The sequence below is a fragment of the Angustibacter sp. McL0619 genome (assembly GCF_049994355.1).
GTDB lineage: Bacteria > Actinomycetota > Actinomycetes > Actinomycetales > Angustibacteraceae > Angustibacter.
Genome location: NZ_CP188257.1, coordinates 482,429 through 502,056 on the forward strand (window position 1 = coordinate 482,429; position 19,628 = coordinate 502,056).

Annotated in this window: 18 protein-coding genes; 12 read left to right on the forward strand and 6 right to left on the reverse strand. The window is 68.1% G+C overall.

What is annotated here, in order from left to right:
• Nucleotides 1–32 precede the first annotated feature (32 nt).
• The 4 genes from ACPPVT_RS02325 to ACPPVT_RS02340 all read right to left on the reverse strand — a co-directional run bounded on the left by ACPPVT_RS02325 (nt 33) and on the right by ACPPVT_RS02340 (nt 5,765).
• Nucleotides 33–1,622, reverse strand: a complete 1,590-nt coding sequence (locus tag ACPPVT_RS02325) for a hypothetical protein (RefSeq protein ID WP_426565086.1) — start codon at nt 1,620–1,622, stop codon at nt 33–35.
• Nucleotides 1,623–1,699: 77 nt separating this feature from the next.
• Complete coding sequence (locus tag ACPPVT_RS02330) at nt 1,700–4,279, reverse strand: glycoside hydrolase family 5 protein (RefSeq protein WP_426565088.1); 2,580 nt, start codon at nt 4,277–4,279, stop codon at nt 1,700–1,702.
• A 40-nt stretch (nt 4,280–4,319) separates the two neighbouring features.
• Nucleotides 4,320–4,901 (reverse strand): DinB family protein, encoded by a 582-nt coding sequence (locus ACPPVT_RS02335; protein ID WP_426565090.1) that lies wholly within the window; start codon nt 4,899–4,901, stop codon nt 4,320–4,322.
• A 9-nt stretch (nt 4,902–4,910) separates the two neighbouring features.
• On the reverse strand, nt 4,911–5,765 hold the full coding sequence (locus ACPPVT_RS02340; protein WP_426565092.1) for an alpha/beta fold hydrolase: 855 nt from the start codon (nt 5,763–5,765) through the stop codon (nt 4,911–4,913).
• 119 nt (nt 5,766–5,884) lie between these two features.
• Between ACPPVT_RS02340 and ACPPVT_RS02345 the strand changes: the two genes are divergently transcribed.
• The 3 genes from ACPPVT_RS02345 to ACPPVT_RS02355 all read left to right on the forward strand — a co-directional run bounded on the left by ACPPVT_RS02345 (nt 5,885) and on the right by ACPPVT_RS02355 (nt 10,715).
• Nucleotides 5,885–8,935 (forward strand): AfsR/SARP family transcriptional regulator, encoded by a 3,051-nt coding sequence (locus tag ACPPVT_RS02345; RefSeq protein WP_426567032.1) that lies wholly within the window; start codon nt 5,885–5,887, stop codon nt 8,933–8,935.
• Nucleotides 8,936–9,025: 90 nt separating this feature from the next.
• Nucleotides 9,026–9,400, forward strand: coding sequence for a YciI family protein (locus tag ACPPVT_RS02350; RefSeq protein WP_426565094.1), 375 nt, complete (start codon nt 9,026–9,028; stop codon nt 9,398–9,400).
• 115 nt (nt 9,401–9,515) lie between these two features.
• The gene (locus tag ACPPVT_RS02355) at nt 9,516–10,715 is read left to right on the forward strand and encodes an RNA polymerase sigma factor (RefSeq protein ID WP_426567033.1); all 1,200 of its coding nucleotides are present in this window, start codon (nt 9,516–9,518) and stop codon (nt 10,713–10,715) included.
• On the opposite strand, the gene ACPPVT_RS02360 is transcribed toward ACPPVT_RS02355, so the two are convergent.
• On the reverse strand, nt 10,684–11,520 hold the full coding sequence (locus ACPPVT_RS02360; protein WP_426565096.1) for a MarR family winged helix-turn-helix transcriptional regulator: 837 nt from the start codon (nt 11,518–11,520) through the stop codon (nt 10,684–10,686). The genes ACPPVT_RS02355 and ACPPVT_RS02360 overlap by 32 nt on opposite strands.
• A gap of 158 nt (nt 11,521–11,678) precedes the next feature.
• On the opposite strand from ACPPVT_RS02360, the gene ACPPVT_RS02365 reads away from it, so the two are divergent.
• The 9 genes from ACPPVT_RS02365 to ACPPVT_RS02405 all read left to right on the forward strand — a co-directional run bounded on the left by ACPPVT_RS02365 (nt 11,679) and on the right by ACPPVT_RS02405 (nt 18,402).
• Nucleotides 11,679–12,146, forward strand: coding sequence for a DUF1801 domain-containing protein (locus tag ACPPVT_RS02365; RefSeq protein WP_426565098.1), 468 nt, complete (start codon nt 11,679–11,681; stop codon nt 12,144–12,146).
• Nucleotides 12,143–12,751, forward strand: coding sequence for an HAD family hydrolase (locus ACPPVT_RS02370; protein ID WP_426565100.1), 609 nt, complete (start codon nt 12,143–12,145; stop codon nt 12,749–12,751). The genes ACPPVT_RS02365 and ACPPVT_RS02370 overlap by 4 nt, the downstream gene beginning before the upstream one ends.
• A 176-nt stretch (nt 12,752–12,927) precedes the next feature.
• Nucleotides 12,928–13,485: a TetR/AcrR family transcriptional regulator gene (locus tag ACPPVT_RS02375; RefSeq protein ID WP_426565102.1), complete on the forward strand. Its 558-nt coding sequence runs from the start codon at nt 12,928–12,930 to the stop codon at nt 13,483–13,485.
• 50 nt (nt 13,486–13,535) lie between these two features.
• Nucleotides 13,536–14,834 (forward strand): MFS transporter, encoded by a 1,299-nt coding sequence (locus tag ACPPVT_RS02380; protein ID WP_426565104.1) that lies wholly within the window; start codon nt 13,536–13,538, stop codon nt 14,832–14,834.
• A 61-nt stretch (nt 14,835–14,895) separates the two neighbouring features.
• Nucleotides 14,896–15,225, forward strand: a complete 330-nt coding sequence (locus tag ACPPVT_RS02385) for a VOC family protein (protein WP_426565105.1) — start codon at nt 14,896–14,898, stop codon at nt 15,223–15,225.
• A gap of 116 nt (nt 15,226–15,341) precedes the next feature.
• Nucleotides 15,342–15,740 carry a pyridoxamine 5'-phosphate oxidase family protein gene (locus ACPPVT_RS02390; protein WP_426565106.1) on the forward strand — a complete coding sequence of 133 codons (399 nt, stop codon included), beginning with the start codon at nt 15,342–15,344 and terminating at the stop codon, nt 15,738–15,740.
• A complete protein-coding gene (locus tag ACPPVT_RS02395; protein WP_426565107.1) occupies nt 15,649–15,945 on the forward strand; it encodes a LuxR C-terminal-related transcriptional regulator in 297 nt (98 codons plus the stop codon). The genes ACPPVT_RS02390 and ACPPVT_RS02395 overlap by 92 nt, the downstream gene beginning before the upstream one ends.
• Before the next feature lie 35 nt (nt 15,946–15,980).
• Nucleotides 15,981–17,636 (forward strand): HD domain-containing phosphohydrolase, encoded by a 1,656-nt coding sequence (locus tag ACPPVT_RS02400; RefSeq protein WP_426565108.1) that lies wholly within the window; start codon nt 15,981–15,983, stop codon nt 17,634–17,636.
• Between the two features lie 118 nt (nt 17,637–17,754).
• Complete coding sequence (locus tag ACPPVT_RS02405) at nt 17,755–18,402, forward strand: methyltransferase domain-containing protein (protein ID WP_426565110.1); 648 nt, start codon at nt 17,755–17,757, stop codon at nt 18,400–18,402.
• A 135-nt stretch (nt 18,403–18,537) separates the two neighbouring features.
• Here the strand turns inward: ACPPVT_RS02405 and ACPPVT_RS02410 are convergent, their stop codons facing one another.
• The gene (locus tag ACPPVT_RS02410; RefSeq protein ID WP_426565112.1) at nt 18,538–19,572 is read right to left on the reverse strand and encodes a class I SAM-dependent methyltransferase; all 1,035 of its coding nucleotides are present in this window, start codon (nt 19,570–19,572) and stop codon (nt 18,538–18,540) included.
• Between the last annotated feature and the right edge of the window lie 56 nt (nt 19,573–19,628).

Sequence of the window (19,628 nt, forward strand, 5' to 3'; positions counted from 1 at the left end):
ACGGGTGCCGGTTCTCACCGAGTGCCGGGAACCTAGAGAGCGGCATCAAGCCCGAGGAAGCCTGTGCTCATCGCTTGGTGAGCGGTGACGGGCAGCACGCTCAACACATCCGGGAGCGCTGGCATCGACTTTGCCATGGCCGGATCGCCGAGCAGGTCGGCGAAGGCGGTGCCGAAGTCCTTGCCGAGTTGCGTCGCCAGCGCCGCACGCAGGCTCTGCGGCACACCGTCTTGCGAGAGCTTTGCCAGGGCAGAGCTGATGGCCTTCGGCGTCAGAGCGTCGTCCCCGCTGACCTCGGCCATCGCGTCGTGGATGTTCGCGACCACCGTCTTCAGCTCGCTCGACGCCGTGTGCGCCAGCTCCGCCAGCCGGTTGCGATGCCAGGCCTCGGCCGTGTCCGACCCGGCCAGTCGGGCACCAAGCACCTTTCCGGCTGCGGCCGAACCGGCGAGCTGACATCGCGCCATCCGGTGCAACGAGCCCGCGACGGCGGAGAGCGCGGGCATCGAATCCTGCTGCGGCAGCGCCACCACCGCTGGAATGGGAACCTCGGCGAAGTACTGCTCATCCGGGACGGGTGGGTCGTCAGCAACCTGCGCGTACATGGCGGCGACGCCGGCGAAGTACAACGCTTCGACGGCTGCGCCGGCCGCCAGTGGAGCAAGGAAGATCGTCAGCACGGGTACCGACGCCAACGCACCCGAGATCGCGGCTCCTGCCGCGAGCCCCGTCGCCGTCCACCAGTTGTCCTCGGACATGTGGGCGGCGCTGATCTTGTCGCTCGACACCGAGACCAGCACCGACGCCGGGCTCTGTGGGTTGGGTGGGTAGACGTTGTCGAACTCGTCCCTGATGTCGGTCAACACCGGGGTGTACACGACGCGACGGCTCAGCTGGTCGTCCAGGACGTGGTAGGTGGGTTTCGAGACCCAGGTCCAGTTCTGCACGATCGGGCCGGCGAGGTTCTGGCTGACGGCGTCGTGCGCCTCGAGGCGCAAGGTCGACGGCGGAAAAGCACTTCCATCCGAGGCTGTCAACGACAGCGTCGCGCTGAGCGCGGCATATGCCCCACTGCTTGCGGTTGCCTGGACGGTGTACGGGTCGTTCCAAGCAGCCGTTCGCGGGCTCACGACTACGATCGTCGGGCTGCCCGCAGGAAGGCCGATCTCGATCTCCGCGTCCGCGCTGAGCACGTGGTCGGCACCAGCTGCGTCGTGCACGGTGACAATCAGGCGCAAGGTCTTCGTGCCCAGGCTGTGGTACAGCGCCTGACGTCCGCCTCCGATCGGGCTGACGTCTTCGGAGACGAACCCGATCGGCGGCCAGATGCCATCGGTCTGCTCGGCCGTGACCAGAGACGGCGGCCAGGAGAGCGAACGCCGGTCCCAGACGTGCTCGACATCACCACCGACCTCGACCACGAGCTCCATACTCGCGCTGACCCAACGGGTCCGCGGGGTTGCGACGACGCGCCACGCGAAGTGGAGCGGTTCCCCCGGCCGCAGAAAGGCCGACTCCGGCAGGAAGTCCAACCAGGACGACAACAGGCCTGCGCCACCGGCCGTCGTCATCTCCGCTAGTTCCGAGACATCGGCGTACTGAGTCAGGGTTGAGACAGTCATCATGGGCTCCCAGCACCATGCGACCCGTAGCCGGGCCGACCGCCACGCGACCCGCCACCGGGTCGACCGCCCCGATGCTACTCCGGACCGGTCACGTCGATCGAGTAGCTGCCCGATGCGCAGCCCGTCACCCGCCAGCCGCCGTCGACCTGCGTCGCGCCCGCGTCCGTAACGCCAGTCGTGGTCAGGTTCGGGCGTGCGTCGCCGGGCACCCAGATGTCGAGCTGGCAGTTGATGTCGGGGTCGTCGACCGTCGCAGTGAAGGCAAGGTCGGCGCCGCCGGAAGCCAGCGAGTCCAGCCGTCCCGGGAAGGCGCGCGGGTACGCCCGGCTCAGAGGTTGCGCGAAGCCGTCCGGCGGGGGGCTCAGCCTGCCCGTGCGGCAGTCGACGGAGACGAGGTTGCCGCTGCTCTCCGCATCGTCTCCGGTTTCCGGGGAGCCACAGCCCTGGCGCCACACCCAGAACGCGCCGCCTGCGCCGTGCCGGTTCTCAGCGGCGACGAATCGCTGCACCTTGGCGCCGTCCACGTCCGGGTCGCCGAACCAGCCCCATTCTCCCAGCCACAGCGCGGCGCCGTACGACTTCGCTGCCTCGGCCGACATCGCCAGGTTCCGCTCGATCGACGCGATCGTCAGCCCGAGGCTCTGGTCCATGGTGATCGACTCGCTGTACGGGTGCGGCGCGAACACCAGCTGCGCGTCGGAGGTGAACCCGGGGGGTGGAGTCACGTCGAACGCGAGCCCGGACCACAGGACGCTCGGCTCAACGAAGATCAGGTGCGCGAATCCGGGTCTCTCCGCGCCGCGGATCGCCGTGATCGCCGCGTCGTAGTACCGGCCGAGCAGCAGGGCGCTGCTGACCGGCGGGGTCGCGCCGATGCCGGGCTCGTTGAGAAGGTCGTAACCGGCGACGGCGGGCTCGTCCGCGAATGCCTTCGCCACCGTCGCCCAGGTGCGGATCAGCTCGGTCTGGATGCCGTCGCGGTCCGTGTAGAAGTTGCTGTACGCCGTCGCGACCGCCGGCGCCAGGTCCCGTGCCATGAACTGGCAGTGCTGGGCACCATCGGTGATCGTAGCCCAGGCCGGGGCGCCGTCCCACCCGGTTGTCGGCGACGTCGCCGCGCCGCACCTCTGGCCGGGCGGCGCGGCAAGCGCATTGCCCCAAGCGTCCTGGTGTATGTCGAGCACGGTGTAGAGGCCATGTTCCTTGGCCGACGCAACTGCGGCCCGGATCTCGTCGAGGTAGGCATGGTCGAACTCGCCCCTGGTCGGTTCCAGCCGCGACCAGGACATGCCCAGGCGGACCACGCTGAAGCCGTACGACGCGATCTGCGCGAAGTCCTCGTCGGTGGGCTTCTGGGTCGCGGGGACATCGGGGTCGCGCAAGTAGTAGTCGATCAGCTGGTTCACGTTGACGCCGCGCAGCAGAACCCGTCGACCGGTGACGTCGCCGATGACGGGCAGTCCGTCGCTGGTCTGCGCCGGCAGCAGGTGCAGCCGTTCCAGCCCGCCGCTGGCCGGGACCGGCGCCACGGCCTGGGGGCCACGTGTTCTGGTCGGGACGACGAGTGGGATCGCGAGCAGGACCACGACCGTTCCGACGACGATCCAGGTCCGCGCGCGCGGGCGGTGGGACGTCGCGCCGTCGCTGTCGCCAGGGCCGACGCGAGCTCGCCAGCGCCAAGTCGTTCCGGTCGCCAGCGCAGCGATCAGGCCGACGCCCACGCCGTACCCGATCGCCGTCGCAACGCAGATCACGGTGGTCGCGATCCACCAACTGTCCGGGCCCGCATCGTCCAGGTGGCCGGTCAGCGCCGCAACAACCGCCCCGACCACGCCGAGTCCGACACTCGCGACGAGCGCCGCGAGCCAGACCGCCAGCGGGGCCTGGTCGGGAAGCCGCCGCAGCGCGGCCCGGACGGCCAACGCGAACAGGCCGAGGAATACGACCATCCCGGCGAGCGCGCCAAAGGCGCTCGCGGCGCTGGTGGGGGCCAGCAGGGGCCCGGTGAAGGCGTACCCGACCGGACCGCCGCGCCAGTTCGAACTGCCCACCGCCGTGAACGCCACGACGACTGCAGTAACAGCCACCGCGAATGCAGTGCCCGACCCGAGCCACTCCCCGCTGCCCAGTGCGGTGGTCGTTCCGGCCTCGCTGTCGGACGCGCGGCGGCCGCGCGCGAGAACGGCGGCCGCGCCGACCACTGGTCCTGCGACCAGGCCCTTGAGGCCGGCGAACCCGCTCGTCGCAACCGCGAACTTCAGTACGGCAACGAGGCTCAGGTGCGGCCCGACCATCGGGAGTGCCGCCGTGACTCCGGTAGCGGCCGCTGCGGTGGCGACGGCGCCAACAACGCAGACCCACGTGAAGGCGAACAACGCTCGACCCGAGCGAGCCAGCGCGTAGACCGGAAGCATCGTCCCGACAAGCAGCACCGGCACTCCGACGATCAGCGGAGCCCACTGGTAGACCCGGCCGAAGCGGATCACCGGCATCCCCGCCCCTCCCACCGGCGCAAGCAGGCCCGTCGGATCTACGATCGCCAGGACCACGACGAGCAGGAGGACGACCGCGCCGGCGGCGGCGGACGCGCGGAGCTCACGGCCTCGCAGCAGCGCGCGCCGCCGGACCCGGGACGACGTCGTCTGATCGGCCATAGTGAGCGCGAAGCATAACTGGGCTGCAGCGGTCTGGTGCTCAGGCGCCGGTCCTGCCGTCGATCCCTTCGCGAAGCAGGTCGATGTGCCCGCAGTGCTGGGCGTACTCGGCGATCATCCGGAGCACCAGCCAACGCAGATCGACATCCTCGTGCCAGTCCAGGGGACGGGCGGTGTCGTCCAGGCGGTGTGCGGCGACGATCTCGCGGGAGACCTCACACTCTGCGTGCCAGGCCTGTAGGTCGGCTTCGAAGTCGGCGTCCGCCGGCGGATCGAAGTCGAGGTCGGGGTCGTCAGCGGTGAAGAAGAGGAACGGCACGTCACGGCGCTCGAAGTTCTGCTGAAACCACCACCGCTCGACGCCGGCCAGGTGTCGCACCAGGCCGTGCAGCGACATCGTCGATGGGGGCATGGACCGCGCTCGCGCCTGCTGGGGGGTCAGGCCGCGACACTTCATCTGCACCGTCGCCCGGTAGTACTCGAGGTAGGCCGCAAGAGCCTCCCGCTCGGCAGCAACGCGTGGGATGCGCGGACGGTCATCGTCGACCCAGCTGGGCGAGAAGTCCTCGTCGGCCAGGCCAGACTCCGGCCAAACCGTGCCCTCCGAGGGCTGATCGCTCATGCACGCACGCTATCGGCCGGTGCGGGCCAGCTCGGCGAGCTCGTCGTTGAAGCGTGCCGGCTCCTCGGCGAACGGGACATGCCCAACCCGGTCGTACCAGGATGCCCGGGCGGTGGGGCACACCTGGAGGATGTGCTTGGCCATGGTGGGCAGGACGATCTGGTCCAGGCGGCCGTGGGAGACCAGGATCGGAACAGTCAGCCCGGCCAGCACCTGATCAGAGTCGATCTGGCGGGAGATCAAGGCGCCCAGCACTTGTGGTGGCACGTTCACGCTCCCGCAGAGCCCGGTCTCGAAATCAGCTGGGTCCAGCGGTTCCGCGCTCATGCTGCGCCAGAACCGGCGCAGTGCGGCGATCCTCGTTGGCAGGTCGGGGTCGGCCCCGGCCGGTGCGTTGCTCAAGAACGCGGGCCCAATGTCGTCGAAGTGTTGGTTCAGGTGGGTCGCGGCTCCGACGAAGTTGATCGCCGAGATGGCGCTCTGCCCGTATACGCGGACGTAGTCGCAGATCACGAAGCCGCCGTAGGACCAACCCACCACCGTCGGTCGGTCCAGGTACAGCTGCTCGATGACGGCGGCCACGTCGGCCGCCCACAGCCCCGGATCCTGGTACAGGCTGGCGTCCAGGCCGCGGCCGGACATTCCGTGCCCGCGTAGGTCGAGGGCGACAACGCGGAACTGCTCGACGAGTGCGCTCTCCACCTGATGTCTCCAGCACAGGTGGTTCCCCGACCAGCCGTGGATCAGGAGGACGGGCGGGCCTTCGGCCGGCCCCCATTCCCGGACGTGCAGCGCCTGACCGCCACCACCGACGACGGTGTGGATCGTGGCGGAGCGGGAGAACGTGTCCTGGTCGGTGGTCATGGTGGGGCCTTCCATCTGCGGGGCTCGCGCGGACGAATCTGCAAAGCGAGATCAGCATGTGCCGCGCCCCTAGCGGCCGACTACCGCGGACCTTGCCGCGGGCTTACCGTGCATTGGTGATGCTGTTCCGGATTCTCGGACCGCTCGGCGTCGAGTACGACGGGCGTGCGGTGCCGATCGGCAGCCCACTGCAACGACGGCTTCTCGCGGTGTTGCTGGTCCATGCCCGGACGGTGGTCTCGGCCGACCGGCTCGTCGACGTGCTGTGGGGTGAGCAGCCGCCGACCGACGCGAGGCAGGGCCTTTGGACCTGCGTGTCCCGGCTTCGTCACGCGTTGAAGGATCCGGCCGGCGGCACAGCCCGCGACGTGCTGATCAGCCGCCCACCCGGATACGTGCTGATGGTGCAGCCCGAGCAGATCGACGCCGGTCGGGTCGAGCGGCTGCTCGACGACGCAGCGCGGATCGCCCCGGACCGACCTCGTGCGGCTGGGGAGATGTTGCAGCAGGCGTTGAGCTCGTGGCGTGGTCCCACCCTGGTCGAGTTCTCCGACGCGTCTTTCGCCGCCGCTGAAGCGGCGCGGTTGGATGAGCTGCGACTGGTCGCGATGGAGCGGCGATTCGACGTCGACCTCGCCCTGGGCGTCCACGCCGAGCTGGTCGGCCAGCTGCGGGCGTTCACGACCCTGCACCCCTTGCGCGAGCGGCCACGAGCGCAGCTGATGCTCGCGCTGTACCGCTCCGGCCGTCAGGCCGAGGCGTTGGAGGCCTTCAGCACCTATCGAAGACTGCTCGAGGACGAGCTTGGGCTGGATCCGTCCCCCTCCTTGCGCGCGCAGCAGACTGCGATCCTGCAACGGTCGGCCGAGCTGGATAGAACCGCCCTACCCGCCGAGGAGCTCGACGAACGTCCGTCGGCCGTCCTCGTCGGCGATCGGGATCAGGGTGCATTGTCTGGCCTTGGTCTACCCGCCGAGGGGACGAGCTTCATCGGTCGGTCGCGGGACATCGCTCTGGCTGCCGCGACCATCAGCCAGGCGCGGCTGGTGACGCTCACTGGCGTGGGCGGAGTGGGAAAGACGCGACTGGCAGCGCGCGCCGCCGTCGCAGTGTCAGGCCAGTTCACCGAAGGCATCGCGTGGTGCGAGCTGGCGCCGCTGACCGGTCCGGATGCGGTCGCTCCGGCACTGGCCACGTCGCTCGGCGTTCGCCGTCAGGTCGGCGCCGGCGTCCTCGACTCGGTCGTCACCTTCCTCGCTCCCAAGCGGCTGCTGCTGGTGCTGGACAACTGCGAGCACGTCCTCGCTGGAGTTCGTCCGCTGGTCGAGGCGATCCTTCGCGGGTGCCCGGGAGTGGTGGTGCTAGCGACCAGTCGAGAGAGGCTGGCGTTGGACGGCGAGCGTGTCAGGGGCGTCGACCCGCTGCCTCTGCCGGACACCGCACATCCGCAGGACGCGACGGCCCCGGCGGTCGCCCTGTTCGTCGAACGTGCGCGGGCCGTACGTCCAGACCTCGATCTCGACGCAGACAACCTCGCCGCGATCGTGGCCGTGTGCCGACAGCTTGACGGGCTGCCCCTCTCGCTCGAGCTCGCCGCCGCGCGGATCAGGTCCCTCAACCCGGTGGACCTCTCGGCGCGGATGGCTGGTCGCCTCGACCTGCTCTCCCCTGCCGATGCGGATACCGGACGACACGGCACCCTACGGGCCGTCCTCGACTGGTCCTACAACCTTCTGACTCCGTCTCAGCGACGTCTCTTCGATCGGATGTCGGTGTTCTCCGGCAGCTTCGATCTCGCCGCGGCCGAGAGGGTCGGTTCAGGTGGGGGCATCGCAGGCAGCAACGTGATCGACCTGCTGGCTGCTCTGGTGGACGCATCGATGATCACCGTCGGCGCGACCGGCGGGAGGGTTCGGTATTCGCTGTTGGAGACGTTGCGGGGCTATGGATCTGAACATCTGCGCAGTTACGGGGAGGCCGACGCGGTTCGCCTGGAGCACGCAACCCACTACGCCTCGGTAGCCGAGGAGGCAGACCGCGGGTTGCGCGGAGCGGACGAGGCCGAGTGGGTCACCATCGTCGATCGGGAGCTCGACAATCTGCGTGCGGCTCATCAGTGGTTGGTTCGAGCGGGTCGGGTGGAGCTGGCGCTGCGGCTCTCGCGCGGGCTCCACTACTACATGTTGTTCAGGTTCCGCGACGAGGTCGTCTCCTGGGGTCAGGTGGCTCTCGAACTCCGTGGCGCAGACCAGCATCCGTTGTTCGCAGAGGTGTGTGGCGCAGTCGGCGAAGGCCTGACGGCGCGCGGTGAGATGGACCTGGCGGCCGCACTCGCCGTCCGTGCGTTGACCCATGCCGCCGGCCCCGACGATCACCGGCGGATGTTCGGTCTCCGGCTGAGCGGGATGATCTCCCTGTACGTCGGCAGGCTCGATGACGGCTATCGCGATCATGCCGAGATGCTGCGGTTGGCGCGGCTGCACGATCGCCCCTACGAGGCCGGGATGGCACTCCTGGGTCTTGCCCAGTCCTGCACCTACGCGGGCGACCCCGAGAAGGGTCTGGGTTTCGCAGACGAGCAGTACCGGGTCGTCGAACCGCTGGGCAACCCGTCGATGCTGGCCCTCGCGTCGTACGACCGGGCCGAGGCGTTGTCGATGCTCGAACCCGACCGCGCGATCGAGCCGTACCAGCGAGCCATCGGGCTCGCCGAGTCGGCGGGGGCGACCTTCGTGGAGGGAATCGCGCTGGTCGGCCTGGCCTCCCTGTTGGGACGTTCCGGCGACCCCAGCACCGCGCTCCCGTTGTTCCGTTCCATCGTCGATCGATGGCGGCGGATGGGAGTGTGGACGCACCAGTGGACCACCTTGCGCAACCTCGTGCAGTTGTTGCTCAGGATGGACAGCTGGGGGTCTGCCGCCGTCCTGGTGGGTGCGATCAACGCACACAGCACCGCCGCTCAGGCGTTCGGAGCCGACGCCGAGCGGATGGGCGAAGCCACCGAGCTCCTGATGGACAGACTCGGGTCCTCGAGCTGGTCGGAGGCCACCGGCAGGGGTGCCGCGATGTCCGACGATGCCGTGGTGACCTTCGCGTGCGACGCCATCGATCAAGCGGTTGCCCTGCTTCCCGGACGTGATCCCCCTCCGCCTCCCCCGGTACACGAGTGAAGAAAGCCGAAGGACCATGTCGAAGAGCCTCACCCTCGTTCGACGTACGTGCGACAAGCAACTCCCCACCACGTGACTGGAGTGATCAAGATGCCGCGTTTCATGGGTTTCGTGCGGATGGAAGAGGGCGTCGGGACGCCGCCCCAGGCACTGTTCGACGCGATGGACGTGCACATCGGCGAACGGGCTGCCAAGGGGGTGTTCCTCGACGGAGGCGGGCTCTACGGCACTGAGGACGCCGTGAACTTCGTAGTCCGAAAGGGCGAGGTCAGCAGGGTCGACGGACCGTATGCCGAGGCCAAGGAGGTCGTCGGCGGCTGGGCCATCATGCAGTACGACAGCCTCGAGGACGCCGTGGCCGATCAGCGGGAGTTCGCCGACCTGCACGCGAAGTACTGGCCCGAGGTCACCGTGATCTCGACCCTGCGCCAGATCTCCACGGGCCCCGAGGCGCCTGGCGACTGAAGGGGCCTCCTACGCTGGCACAGTGCCGGCGCAGACCAGTAGGGATGACCCGACCGAGGCCATCGTCGCCGCGTGGCGGGCCGAGTCGGCCCGCCTCGTCGGCGCTCTCACCCGGATGACGCGCGACGTCGAGCTCGCTGAGGACCTGGCACAGGACGCACTCGTGGCCGCGCTCGAGCAGTGGCCGGCAGCCGGCGTACCGGAGAACCCGGTCGCGTGGCTGATGGCCATCGCGAAGCGACGCGGCGTCGATCACTTCCGGCGGGCCGACACCCTTCGCCGCAAGTTCGCGGAGCTCGAACATGTCCGTGGCGGAGAGGAGGAGGAGATGCCCGATCTCGACGCCCAGGTCGACTACATCGCGGACGACGTCCTTCGACTCATCTTCTTGTCGTGTCACCCCTGCCTGACCGCCGACTCCCGGGCCGCGCTGACGCTGCGTCTGGTCGGGGGACTCACCACTGCCGAGATCGCTCGCGGGTTCCTGGTCACCGAAGCCACGATGGGTCAGCGCATCTCGCGCGCCAAGAAAACGCTGTCCGAGGCGCATGCCGAGTTCGAGCTGCCCACGGGGCCGGAGCGGACCAGGCGCCTCGACGACGTCATGGCTGTGATCTACCTGATCTTCAACGAGGGTTATGCCGCCACCGCCGGCGAGGACTGGATGCGTCCCGACCTGGCGAACGAGGCGATTCGGCTCGCGCGCATGCTGTCAGCCCTCGCTCCCGACGAGCCTGAGGTGCTCGGGCTGCAGGCCCTGCTGGAGCTCCAGGGGTCGCGGATGACCGCCCGGCTCGATGCGCACGGCGCGCCGGTTCTGCTGGAGGCCCAGGACCGCACGCGCTGGGACCAGTTGCTGATCCGGCGCGGGATGGCCGCCCTACAGGGAGCCGAACTGCTGGCCGCGCGTGGGAAGCCGGTCGGGAAGTACTTCCTTCAGGCCTCGATCGCCGCGCAGCACGCCCGCGCGAAGAGTGCAGAGGATACGGACTGGCGCCGGATCGCGGCTCTCTACGACGTCCTGGCCGAGGCCGCGCCGGGACCGGTCGTCGAGGTGAACCGGGCCGTCGCGCACGGACGGGCGTTCGGCCCGGATGCGGGGCTTGCCATACTGGCGGAGCTGGACGCAGGTGCGCTTGGCGAATCGCCGCTCGTGCCGAGCGTGCGCGCAGACCTGCTAGAGCGCGGCGGGTTGCACGCGCAGGCAGCCGAGGCGTTCACCGAGGCGGCCGCGCTCACCCGGAACGAGGGCGAGCGTGCAGTGCTGCACCGTCGGGCCGAGCTCAATCGGACGCATGCGACGACGTCCCGGTGAGCGCGGCCGAGATCGGCTCCAGCCCCGCGACCAGCTCGTCGAGCTCGTCCGCGCTGAGCGCGTCGTACGCCGGCGCCGCAAGAGCATCGGTGAGGGCTTCGATCCGCTCCTTGGTCGCTCGGCCGGCTTCGGTGAACCCGCCGGCGGCGTCCACGAGGCCGCGCCCGCGAAGCCCGTCGACGACGGCGGCCAGCTGTGGCTTGGGCAGGTGGTGGATCCGGCCGAACTCCTCTGGCCTCATCCCGAGCGAGAGCGCGAGGAGGACGTGGGCCTCGGTGCCGCCGATGCCGTGGACGACGAGCGCGGCGTTGTGGCCGTCGCCGCGGTGCTCGCGCAGCAGGGTCGCCGCGTGCCAGAGCCTGGCCACCGGTTCCTGGGGCACATCGAGCGCCCGGAGCCCGGCGTACAGCGCTCGGCCCTCGGTTGGCGCGCTGACCGCTGCTCGGGTGGCGAGGTCGGCAGCGCGCACCAGACCAGGGGAGTCGGCGAGCTGTCCGAGCTTCTGCCGCAGCGCGGCGGCGCTGCCCTGTTCGCGCACGGCGATTGCCTCCTCCGGGGTCGTCTTCCCCCAGACCCACGGAATGTGGCGCGCCACCTCGCCGTCGGCGAAGTTGTAGAAGACCGCGTGCACGACCTCGGCCGGCGCCAGCCCCAGCGGCGCGGCCCGGCCCGCGAAGTACCCGTCCCAGTAGTTGCGCATGCCGAGGCCCAAGAACGCCTCGTTCGGCACCTCGGAGAAGGTGACGGTGGCGATCGGCTCGACGAGCTCGAACATGCGGCGGATCCTGGGCTGTGGGTGCGGCATCGGTCGGCATCTCCTGTGGTCGTGGCCGCGCCGCCGTGAGCGGCCTTTCACGCTAACCACGAACGACATGACCCGGATACGACAACTCTGGTCGATTCTGTCGGGCAGCGCCGTGGTGTCACGGACACGGTCGCCGCGGAGATAGCCTCTGGCCCGTGATGGCTATCCCTGAGCAAGTGGAGGCTTACCTCGCGAGTCAATCCGAGCCCAAGCAGACCGATCTTCGGGCGTTGCACGCACACATGCTCGCGGCGTTTCCTGATTCCAGGTTGTGGTTCAGCGACGGGACGAACGAGGACGGCAAGGTCGTGGCCAACCCCAACATTGGCTACGGCGCATACACGATCACCTACGCCGATGGGTCGTCGCGAGAGTTCTATCGGATCGGCCTGAGCGCCACCACGTCCGGCATCTCGGTCTACGTGCTTGGCCTCGACGACAAGACCTTTCTGGCACGCACCTACGGCGCCTCGATCGGCAAGGCCACCCTCACGGGATACTGCATCAAGTTCAGACGCCTCTCAGCCGTCAACGTCGATGCTCTTCAGGCGGCCATCCGACACGGCATGAGTGTTGATCAGACGGGGTACGCGATCCCCGATGCCGGGCGAGGAGGTGAGGCATGACGACGGTCGTGTTCGATCTTGGTGGCGTCGTGGTGCTCTGGGACCCCGTGCCGGCCATCGCTGCGGTCGTCGGGCATCAGCGTGCCGAGCATTTCGTTCACGGCGGCGAGTTCGACTTCGCGGTGTGGAATCACGCACAGGACTCGGGCCGGTCCTGGGCGGACGCTGAGGCAGCGGCGACGGCCAGCCACCCGGGACTGGCGGAGGAGATCGCCGCCTATCGGACAAACTTCGCCCTCTCGCTGCGGGGATTGGTCCCGGGAACGGCGGGGATCCTGCGCGCGCTCCACGACCGCGGGGTACGACTGGTCGCCCTGACGAACTGGTCAGCCGAGACGATCCACCACGCGCCCGAGGTCTTCCCTGAGGTGTTCGATCTCTTCGACGACATCATCGTCTCCGGCGCGGAAGGCGTCGCCAAGCCCGACGAGGAGATCTTTCAGATCCTCGCCCGTCGGCTTGCGCACCCGATCGGCGGCGTCTTCTACGTCGATGACAACAGCCGCAATGTAGACGCCGCTCGCGCCGCCGGCATGGACGCGGTCCTCTTCACCGACGCCGCCACCCTGCTCGCGGAGCTCCAGGGGCGCGGCCTGCTCGACTGACTTGGTCACCATGCGAAAAACAGCGGAAGAGGGCGTCTCGCCCTTGGCCCGCCGGGGGGGAGTTGATGCGTCGGCTCGACTTCCCAAATGGGTCAAGCCAAGGCGACGCTTACGATGTTGTGATGACGGACGGTTCGCCAGCAGCTGGCCCTGCACGACGGCCGTACCCGAAAGGGGTGGCACGCCGTCGACAGATCATTGAGAGCGCAATCTCGGAGTTCGCGGAACACGGTGTCGACGGCACGTCTCTGCGTACTTTGGGTCAAGAAATCGGCGTCTCGCACGCCACGCTGAGACACTATTTCGCTTCACGGGACGAACTCCTGGTCGAGGTCTACCGAGCCCACGAAGAGGCCGAGGATGCGGACCATGGCCCTCATCTCGGCGCTGTGGACATCATCGCGGACAGTGCCGAACGGAACCGATCGATCCCAGGAATGGTGAGGCTTTACGCGTCATTGACCACGGATGCGCTTCAAGAAGATCACTCACTGACGCAAGCGTTCGTCCGCGACCGCTTTCAGAAGGTGCGCGACGAACTCGCCGAACGGATCCGGCAGGATCAAGCCTGCGGACGGATCGATGCGGACATCGACCCGGTCGACGCAGCCGCTCTCGTGATCGCCGCCTCCGATGGGCTCCAGATCCAGTGGCTGCTTGCACCAGATGTGGTTGACGTACCGCGATCCATGGCCATTCTCAAGCGACTGTTCCCTGGACGCACCCACTCCTGATTCACACGAAACCAGACAGTGTATGATTTCTGTGACTCAAGGAGACGTCAGTGACCCAGCTCGTAGCGCCCCCGGCGAGGCCGTCCGCGATTCGCGACACGTTCGCGTCGCCCCTCTACCGCGGGGCGACCGTCGCGCTCTTCCTGTCCGGACTGGGATTCTCGGGGGCTGCGCCCCAGATTGCCCTTTTCCTCGTCAACGACCTCCATGTGTCGTTGACGACGGCCGGTCTCTACTACCTCACCAACCTCACCGCCCCCGTCGTCGGCTACCTGGTCGGAGCACGATCTGATCGCACGGGCAAGCGGCTGGGCCTCTTCCGCCTCTGCGCTTTCGCCGGATTCGTCGGCTGGCTGGCGATCGCCTTCTCCACACAGGCATGGATGCCGTTCGTGATCAGCGCCGTAGTCCTGGCATTCGCAGGTGCAGCGGCCTCCCAGCTCTTCGCCGCGATCCACGACGACCTACAAGCGAACGAGAGTCCCGTAGCGGACGGTGTCACATCCATCGTGCGCATGGCCCTTACAGCCGGCTGGATCGTCGGCCCGGTGTTCGGCGCGTTTCTCGCTGCCGAGTTCGGGCCGCGAACAATGCTGGTCGCCACCGCCATCTTCACGCTTGCACAGATCGTGCCTCTCGGATTCATGCGTTCCCCCGGCAAGCGGGAACCAGCCCCCCAGGTTGAGGCGACCGAGGGCAAGTCTGGCAAGCCCGTTCGATCCCAACGGCTTCAAGTGATGATGCCGCTACTCACCTTCACCGGCCTCTACGTACTCGTCTACGCCGGCGAACCGATCAAGTACGCATACCTGCCCATCTACATGAACGACGACCTGAGGTTGCCAGCGGTCGTCAGCGGCGCCGTCATTGGAATCCAACCGTTGGTGGAGCTGCTTCTCATGCCCGTCGCGGTGCTCGTCGCGCGCCGCATCGGAGTAATGCACCTGATGGCCGTGGGTGCCGCGTTCGGTGTCGCGGCGAACCTCTGCTTCGCTCTGTCTGGGTCCGCGGCCGGGATGTTCGCCGGACAGATACTCATGGGCGGCGTCTGGGGGATCTTCGCGGGACTCGGAATCATCGTTGCGCAGCGTCTGCTGCCGGGAGCGGTCGCGACCGCTTCAGCGATATTCATCAGCTCCACTGCCGTCGCAAGCGCCCTCGGAGGACTCACCGGCGGCCTCGGCGTTGGCTTCCTCGGACTCCCCCACGTGTTCCTCCTGCCCGCCCTGTACGCCGCACTGGCCACCGTCGGGATCGCCATCATGAGTCGCTCCAGGCAGGCTGCCACTGTGGGACGTCCCGCCAGATCGAGCAGGAATCGAGAAGCGTCGGCCGGTGATCGGTCATAGCGTGTCACCACCGGCGAGGGAGCGGTCAGCAATGTGACCACGTAGCCTGAGGAGGCACGACATGAGTCCCACGATCCGCAGCCTGGTGATTCCGGTGTCCGATCTGGACGCCGCCAAGGCGGTGTACAGCGTGCTCCTCGGCGCACCGCACACCGACGGGCCGTACTACGTCGGTTACAACATCAACGGCTTCGAAGTCGCTCTCAATCCGGCCGGCGAGGGCGGGGGACCGGTGGCCTTCGCCGACGTCGAGGATCTCGACCTGACGCGCGAGAGCCTGCTCTCGGCCGGCGCCACGGAACGCGACGCGCCGCGCCAGGTCGCACCAGAGGCGCGTGTCTGCGTGCTCGCCGACGCCGACGGTAACCCGATCGGGTTGCGCGGAAAGTAGAGCCTGTGCCGAGTGCCGACGACGCGGCCGTGGTGGCATGGCTGGGCCGACTTCAGGACGCCTCCTTCGCCCGGGCCAGCCCGGCAACACGCACGGCCTACCCGCCAGATCGACGGATGACCGCAACCCAGCTCGCCGGGTACCTGGCGCGCCGAACCTACGCGCTCGCATCCACCACCCGCCCAGGCGGCCGTCCGCACGCCGCACCGACCCTGTTCTCTGCATACGCGGAGGCGTTCTGGCTCCCGACGGTCGCCGGTGCCGCCCGGCTCGGCAACGTCCGGGCCCATCCGTGGCTCGCGCTGTCCATCCTCGAAGGTGAGCACGACAGCCACGCCGCCGTGCTCACAGAAGGCCCGGCTGAGGTGCTGGCAACCGCTCCGGACGAGGTCCGGAGAATCACCGAGCTGCGCAACCGCGGCGGTGGCTTGGACTGGGCAGCCGCCTGGATACGGCTTACCCCGCAGCGGCTCTTCAGCTTCGCCGAGGTCGGCAGCGTCGTTGTGGCGGAGTGACATCCCGGCTGCTGCCGAGGGCCACTCCAACGCCTCCCTCGCCGCTGCCCTGTCCTTGTCCGAGCGCACCGTGATGGCGCACATGCGTTCGGTGTTTACCAAGCTCGGACTGGTCGACGACGGCACCACCCACCGCAGGCTCCTGACCGTCGTCACCTACTTCGGCTCACGCCAAGGTAGCGATCTCCTGCTATCAGTTGGCTGACGAGATGCTCACGGCGTTCGGATCGGCTGGCGCTGATGGCGTTCGTGCCCGCATCGCTGGCATCGGCGCACGTGACGCTGGCGCAGCCCAGGCCGGTGCCGTGCGGGTACGTTTGCGGGATGGCCCCGAGGCCGGAGACGGATAGCGTCGACGTTGCCGAGCTTGTTGCGACCCTGTCGTATGCCGCTGATCTAGGTCTGGGGCAGCCGATGGCCCACTGCATGCGGCAGACGGTCATCGGGCTGCGCATAGCTGAACTCCTCGGGGCGAGCGATGAGGATCGTCGGGCGACGTACTACCTCGGCTTGATGATGAACACGTGGTGTCACGCGGATGCGGCTGAACAGGCGACGTGGTTCGGGGACGACATCTCGTTCAAGGGGGACGGCTACGAGACGCTAGGCATGAGCACCGCGCAGACAGTGGCGTTCCTGCTGCGCCGAGTGAGTTCCCATGGCAGCGGCCTACAGCGACTGAAGCGGCTCGCGCAGTTTCCGCTGACCGGTCAGCGGCTTGTCAACGAGTTCTTGCGAACGCACTGCGAGCTTGGTGCGCAGTTCTCCGAGCGGATCGGCCTGGAGAGCTCAGTGGCAGGTGCGATCCAACAGGCCTACGAGCAGTGGGACGGGAAGGGCGAGCCCTGTCACCTGCGGGCGGACGCGATCTCGTTGCCGGCCAGGCTGGTTCAGCTGGCCGGGCCCGTGGAGGTCTTCAGCCGTCGCCATGGGGTCGAGGCGGCCCGAGCGATGAGCTTGCGTCATCGGGGGACGTACTTTGATCCCGAACTGGTGGATGTGTTCCGGCAGCACACACCACAATTGCTCGAGGGCTTGGACGAGGCCTCGGAGTGGGACGCCGTGCTCGCCCTCGATCCGTCACTCTCGGAGCGGGTCGCCGGCACCAATCTGGACGCGGTGCTGTTGGCGATGGCCGACCTCGTTGACCAGAAGTCACCACACCTGGCTGGGCATTCCCGAGGGGTCGCCAACCTCGCCGGGGAGGCCGCACGGGTGTTGGGCATGCCGAGCGACGAGGTGACGAATATCCGGCGTGCAGGCATGATCCACGACCTCGGCCGGCTCGGAGTGTCGAACTCGATCTGGGACAAGGTGAGCCCGCTGACCAACGCGGAGTTCGAGCGAGTCAGGATGCATCCGTATCTCACTGAACGAATGCTGGCCAAGGTCTCCGCATTGTCGCGAAGCCGGGAGATCGCCGCCCGCCACCACGAACGAATGGACGGCACCGGATACCCTCACGGGCTCAGCGCCGCTTCGTTGAGCATGTCCGATCGGCTGCTCGCGGCGGCCGACGTGTACCACGCGAAGACTGAGGGCCGGCCGCACCGCGCAGCCCTCAGCGACGAGCAGGCCCGCAACCACCTGCGTCAGGAGACGCGGGCGGGTCGACTGGATGCCGCTGCGGTGCAAGCGGTCCTGGTGGCGGCCGGTCATCGCGTTGATGCTCGGCGTGATGGACCTGCGGGCCTCACCCCGCGCGAGGTGCAGGTGCTCGGCCTTCTGGCGCGCGGGTTGGCGAACAAGCAGATCGCCAGCCAACTAGGCATCACTGCCAAGACCGCGTCGAACCACGTGGAGCACGTGTACCTCAAGCTGGCAGTCACGAGCCGAGCCGCCGCCACCTTGTGGGCGACCCAGCACGGGCTTGTCGGGTCGTTCGAGGCACGCTGAGGCGCAGTCTGCCCTGGTCGTGTTCCCGGAGAGCTGTCGCATGCTGGGGCGAACGCCTCATGACAGCGGACGCGGTCCTGCATAGCGTCAGCAGGACCAACAGCCGACAGGACATGTGATGACGACCGACACCAAGCACCGCGAAGGGTTCTACCGCCGCGAGCTCCTGCCGCGGATGATCAACGTCATGTGCGGCGCCAAGCATGGTGAACCGCATCGTCGCCACGTCTGTGCCGGGCTGAGCGGAGAGGTCATCGAGCTCGGCTTCGGATCCGGCCTCAACGTCCCCTTCTACCCGGCGACCATCAGCCGCGTCACGGCTGTCGATCCCTCCGAGGTGGGCTGGAATCTCGCCGCCAAGCGCCTCAAGGCTTCGGCTGTCCCGGTTCGGTGGTCCGGCCTTGACGGGCAATCGCTGCAGTTTCCTGACCACAGCTACGACTCCGCCCTCTGCACGTGGACTCTCTGCACCATTCCGGACGCGAGTGCGGCCCTGAGCGAGGTTCGCCGGGTGCTCAAGCCAGGTGGGACATTGCACTTCGTGGAGCACGGCCTGGCCCCCGACGAATCCGTCCGCCGACGCCAGCGTCGCCTCGACCCCATCGAGCAGCGTCTCTTCGGTGGGTGCAGACTCACCCTTCCCATCGAGGAAACGTTGACATCGGCGGGATTCACCATCTCCGAGCTGAACTGTTTCTATCAGCAGGGCGCTCCAAAATTCGGGGGTGCATACTCCATGGGCGTCGCGGTCTCCCCGCCCGCATAGTCCGGCGCTGCTGCTGGAACCGAACGCGAACCGGCGTCGACGACGCTCGAAAACTGGACAGTTTGCGGCGCCTGAAAATGAACCCCTGAGCGTCGCTGGGTCGATCAGCCCAGGTCCCGGCCGGAGCCGTCCACCTCAGGGACGGGCGACGAAGTAGGCGTTGAACGGGTCGGCCTCTAGGTCCATGACCTCGACGTTTGCGAAACCCGCCTCGCGGACCATTGTCTCGGCGAGTTCGACGCCCCAGACGGTACCGAGCCCGTCACCTCCCTGGCCGAGGGACACGGACATGCAGTGCACGGTCGAGACCGCGTACAGGAAGCTCGCCCAGGGCAGCGCGAGGTTGTTCTCCAGCCGGCTCGAAGCCTTGATGTCCACCATCAGGAAGGTGCCCTCGGCCCGGACCGCCTCGCGAATGTTGGCCAGCACCGTGGCCGGATGCGCCTGGTCGTGGATCGCGTCGAACACCGTGACGAGGTCGAAGGCCCCGTGCTCGCCCAGGTCGGCGGCGTCGCGGACCTCGAAGGTCACGTTCGTCAACCGCCACTGGGTCGCCTCGGCCCGGGCGGCATCGATTGCGTCCGGGGAGAAGTCGAACCCGGTGAAACGGCTGGCGGGAAACTCCCGCGCCATCAGATTGACCGCGTGCCCCTGCCCGCAGCCGATGTCGGCCACGTCGATCCCCTGCTCCAGCCGTTCGACGAGTCCGGTCAACGGCACGATCGTTGCGATCAGGGAGGCGTCGTGAACCGCCGCGCTGTCGGCGGCCTGCACGTCGTGGAAGCCCGGGTAGTCGGCGTACGCGAGCCCTCCCCCGCTGCGGAAACGCTCGAGCACCAGCGGCGTCACCTGCCCCATCAAGGTGAGCAGCGCCATGATGGGTGCGACGTTGTCGGCACCAAGCCCGGTGAGGAAGGGCGCGTGCGCCGCGCTGAGCGCGTAGGTGCCCTCGCGCGGCTGGTAGTCGACGAACCCGGCCGTGACGACCCCGCCGAGCCACTCACGCACATACCGCTCGTCGAGGCCGGCCGCGTCCGCGACCTCTTGGCTGGTCGCCGGCGGGAGCGCCTGAAGCGTGTCGAACAGGCCGAGCTGGTGGCCGATACTGCCCAGGACGACGATCGCGCCGTCGTTGAAGATCTGCACCATTCGCTCGTCTACGCCGTCCATGTGTGCGCCTCCTAGCGGCGACCAACATACGCCTGGGACGTTGAACAGAGCGTGAG

Bases quoted from the DNA above. Each gene is read 5' to 3' on its own strand.
- ACPPVT_RS02410 (WP_426565112.1), bottom strand. From the start codon at position 19,572: ATGGACGGCGTAGACGAGCGAATGGTGCAGATCTTCAACGACGGCGCG.
- ACPPVT_RS02390 (WP_426565106.1), top strand. From the start codon at position 15,342: ATGACCGCAACCCAGCTCGCCGGGTACCTGGCGCGCCGAACCTACGCG.
- ACPPVT_RS02365 (WP_426565098.1), top strand. From the start codon at position 11,679: ATGGCTATCCCTGAGCAAGTGGAGGCTTACCTCGCGAGTCAATCCGAG.
- ACPPVT_RS02400 (WP_426565108.1), top strand. From the start codon at position 15,981: ATGGCGTTCGTGCCCGCATCGCTGGCATCGGCGCACGTGACGCTGGCG.
- ACPPVT_RS02340 (WP_426565092.1), bottom strand. From the start codon at position 5,765: ATGACCACCGACCAGGACACGTTCTCCCGCTCCGCCACGATCCACACC.
- ACPPVT_RS02370 (WP_426565100.1), top strand. From the start codon at position 12,143: ATGACGACGGTCGTGTTCGATCTTGGTGGCGTCGTGGTGCTCTGGGAC.
- ACPPVT_RS02355 (WP_426567033.1), top strand. From the start codon at position 9,516: ATGACGCGCGACGTCGAGCTCGCTGAGGACCTGGCACAGGACGCACTC.
- ACPPVT_RS02385 (WP_426565105.1), top strand. From the start codon at position 14,896: ATGAGTCCCACGATCCGCAGCCTGGTGATTCCGGTGTCCGATCTGGAC.
- ACPPVT_RS02360 (WP_426565096.1), bottom strand. From the start codon at position 11,520: ATGCCGCACCCACAGCCCAGGATCCGCCGCATGTTCGAGCTCGTCGAG.
- ACPPVT_RS02350 (WP_426565094.1), top strand. From the start codon at position 9,026: ATGCCGCGTTTCATGGGTTTCGTGCGGATGGAAGAGGGCGTCGGGACG.
- ACPPVT_RS02345 (WP_426567032.1), top strand. From the start codon at position 5,885: ATGCTGTTCCGGATTCTCGGACCGCTCGGCGTCGAGTACGACGGGCGT.
- ACPPVT_RS02325 (WP_426565086.1), bottom strand. From the start codon at position 1,622: ATGACTGTCTCAACCCTGACTCAGTACGCCGATGTCTCGGAACTAGCG.
- ACPPVT_RS02335 (WP_426565090.1), bottom strand. From the start codon at position 4,901: ATGAGCGATCAGCCCTCGGAGGGCACGGTTTGGCCGGAGTCTGGCCTG.
- ACPPVT_RS02330 (WP_426565088.1), bottom strand. From the start codon at position 4,279: ATGGCCGATCAGACGACGTCGTCCCGGGTCCGGCGGCGCGCGCTGCTG.
- ACPPVT_RS02405 (WP_426565110.1), top strand. From the start codon at position 17,755: ATGACGACCGACACCAAGCACCGCGAAGGGTTCTACCGCCGCGAGCTC.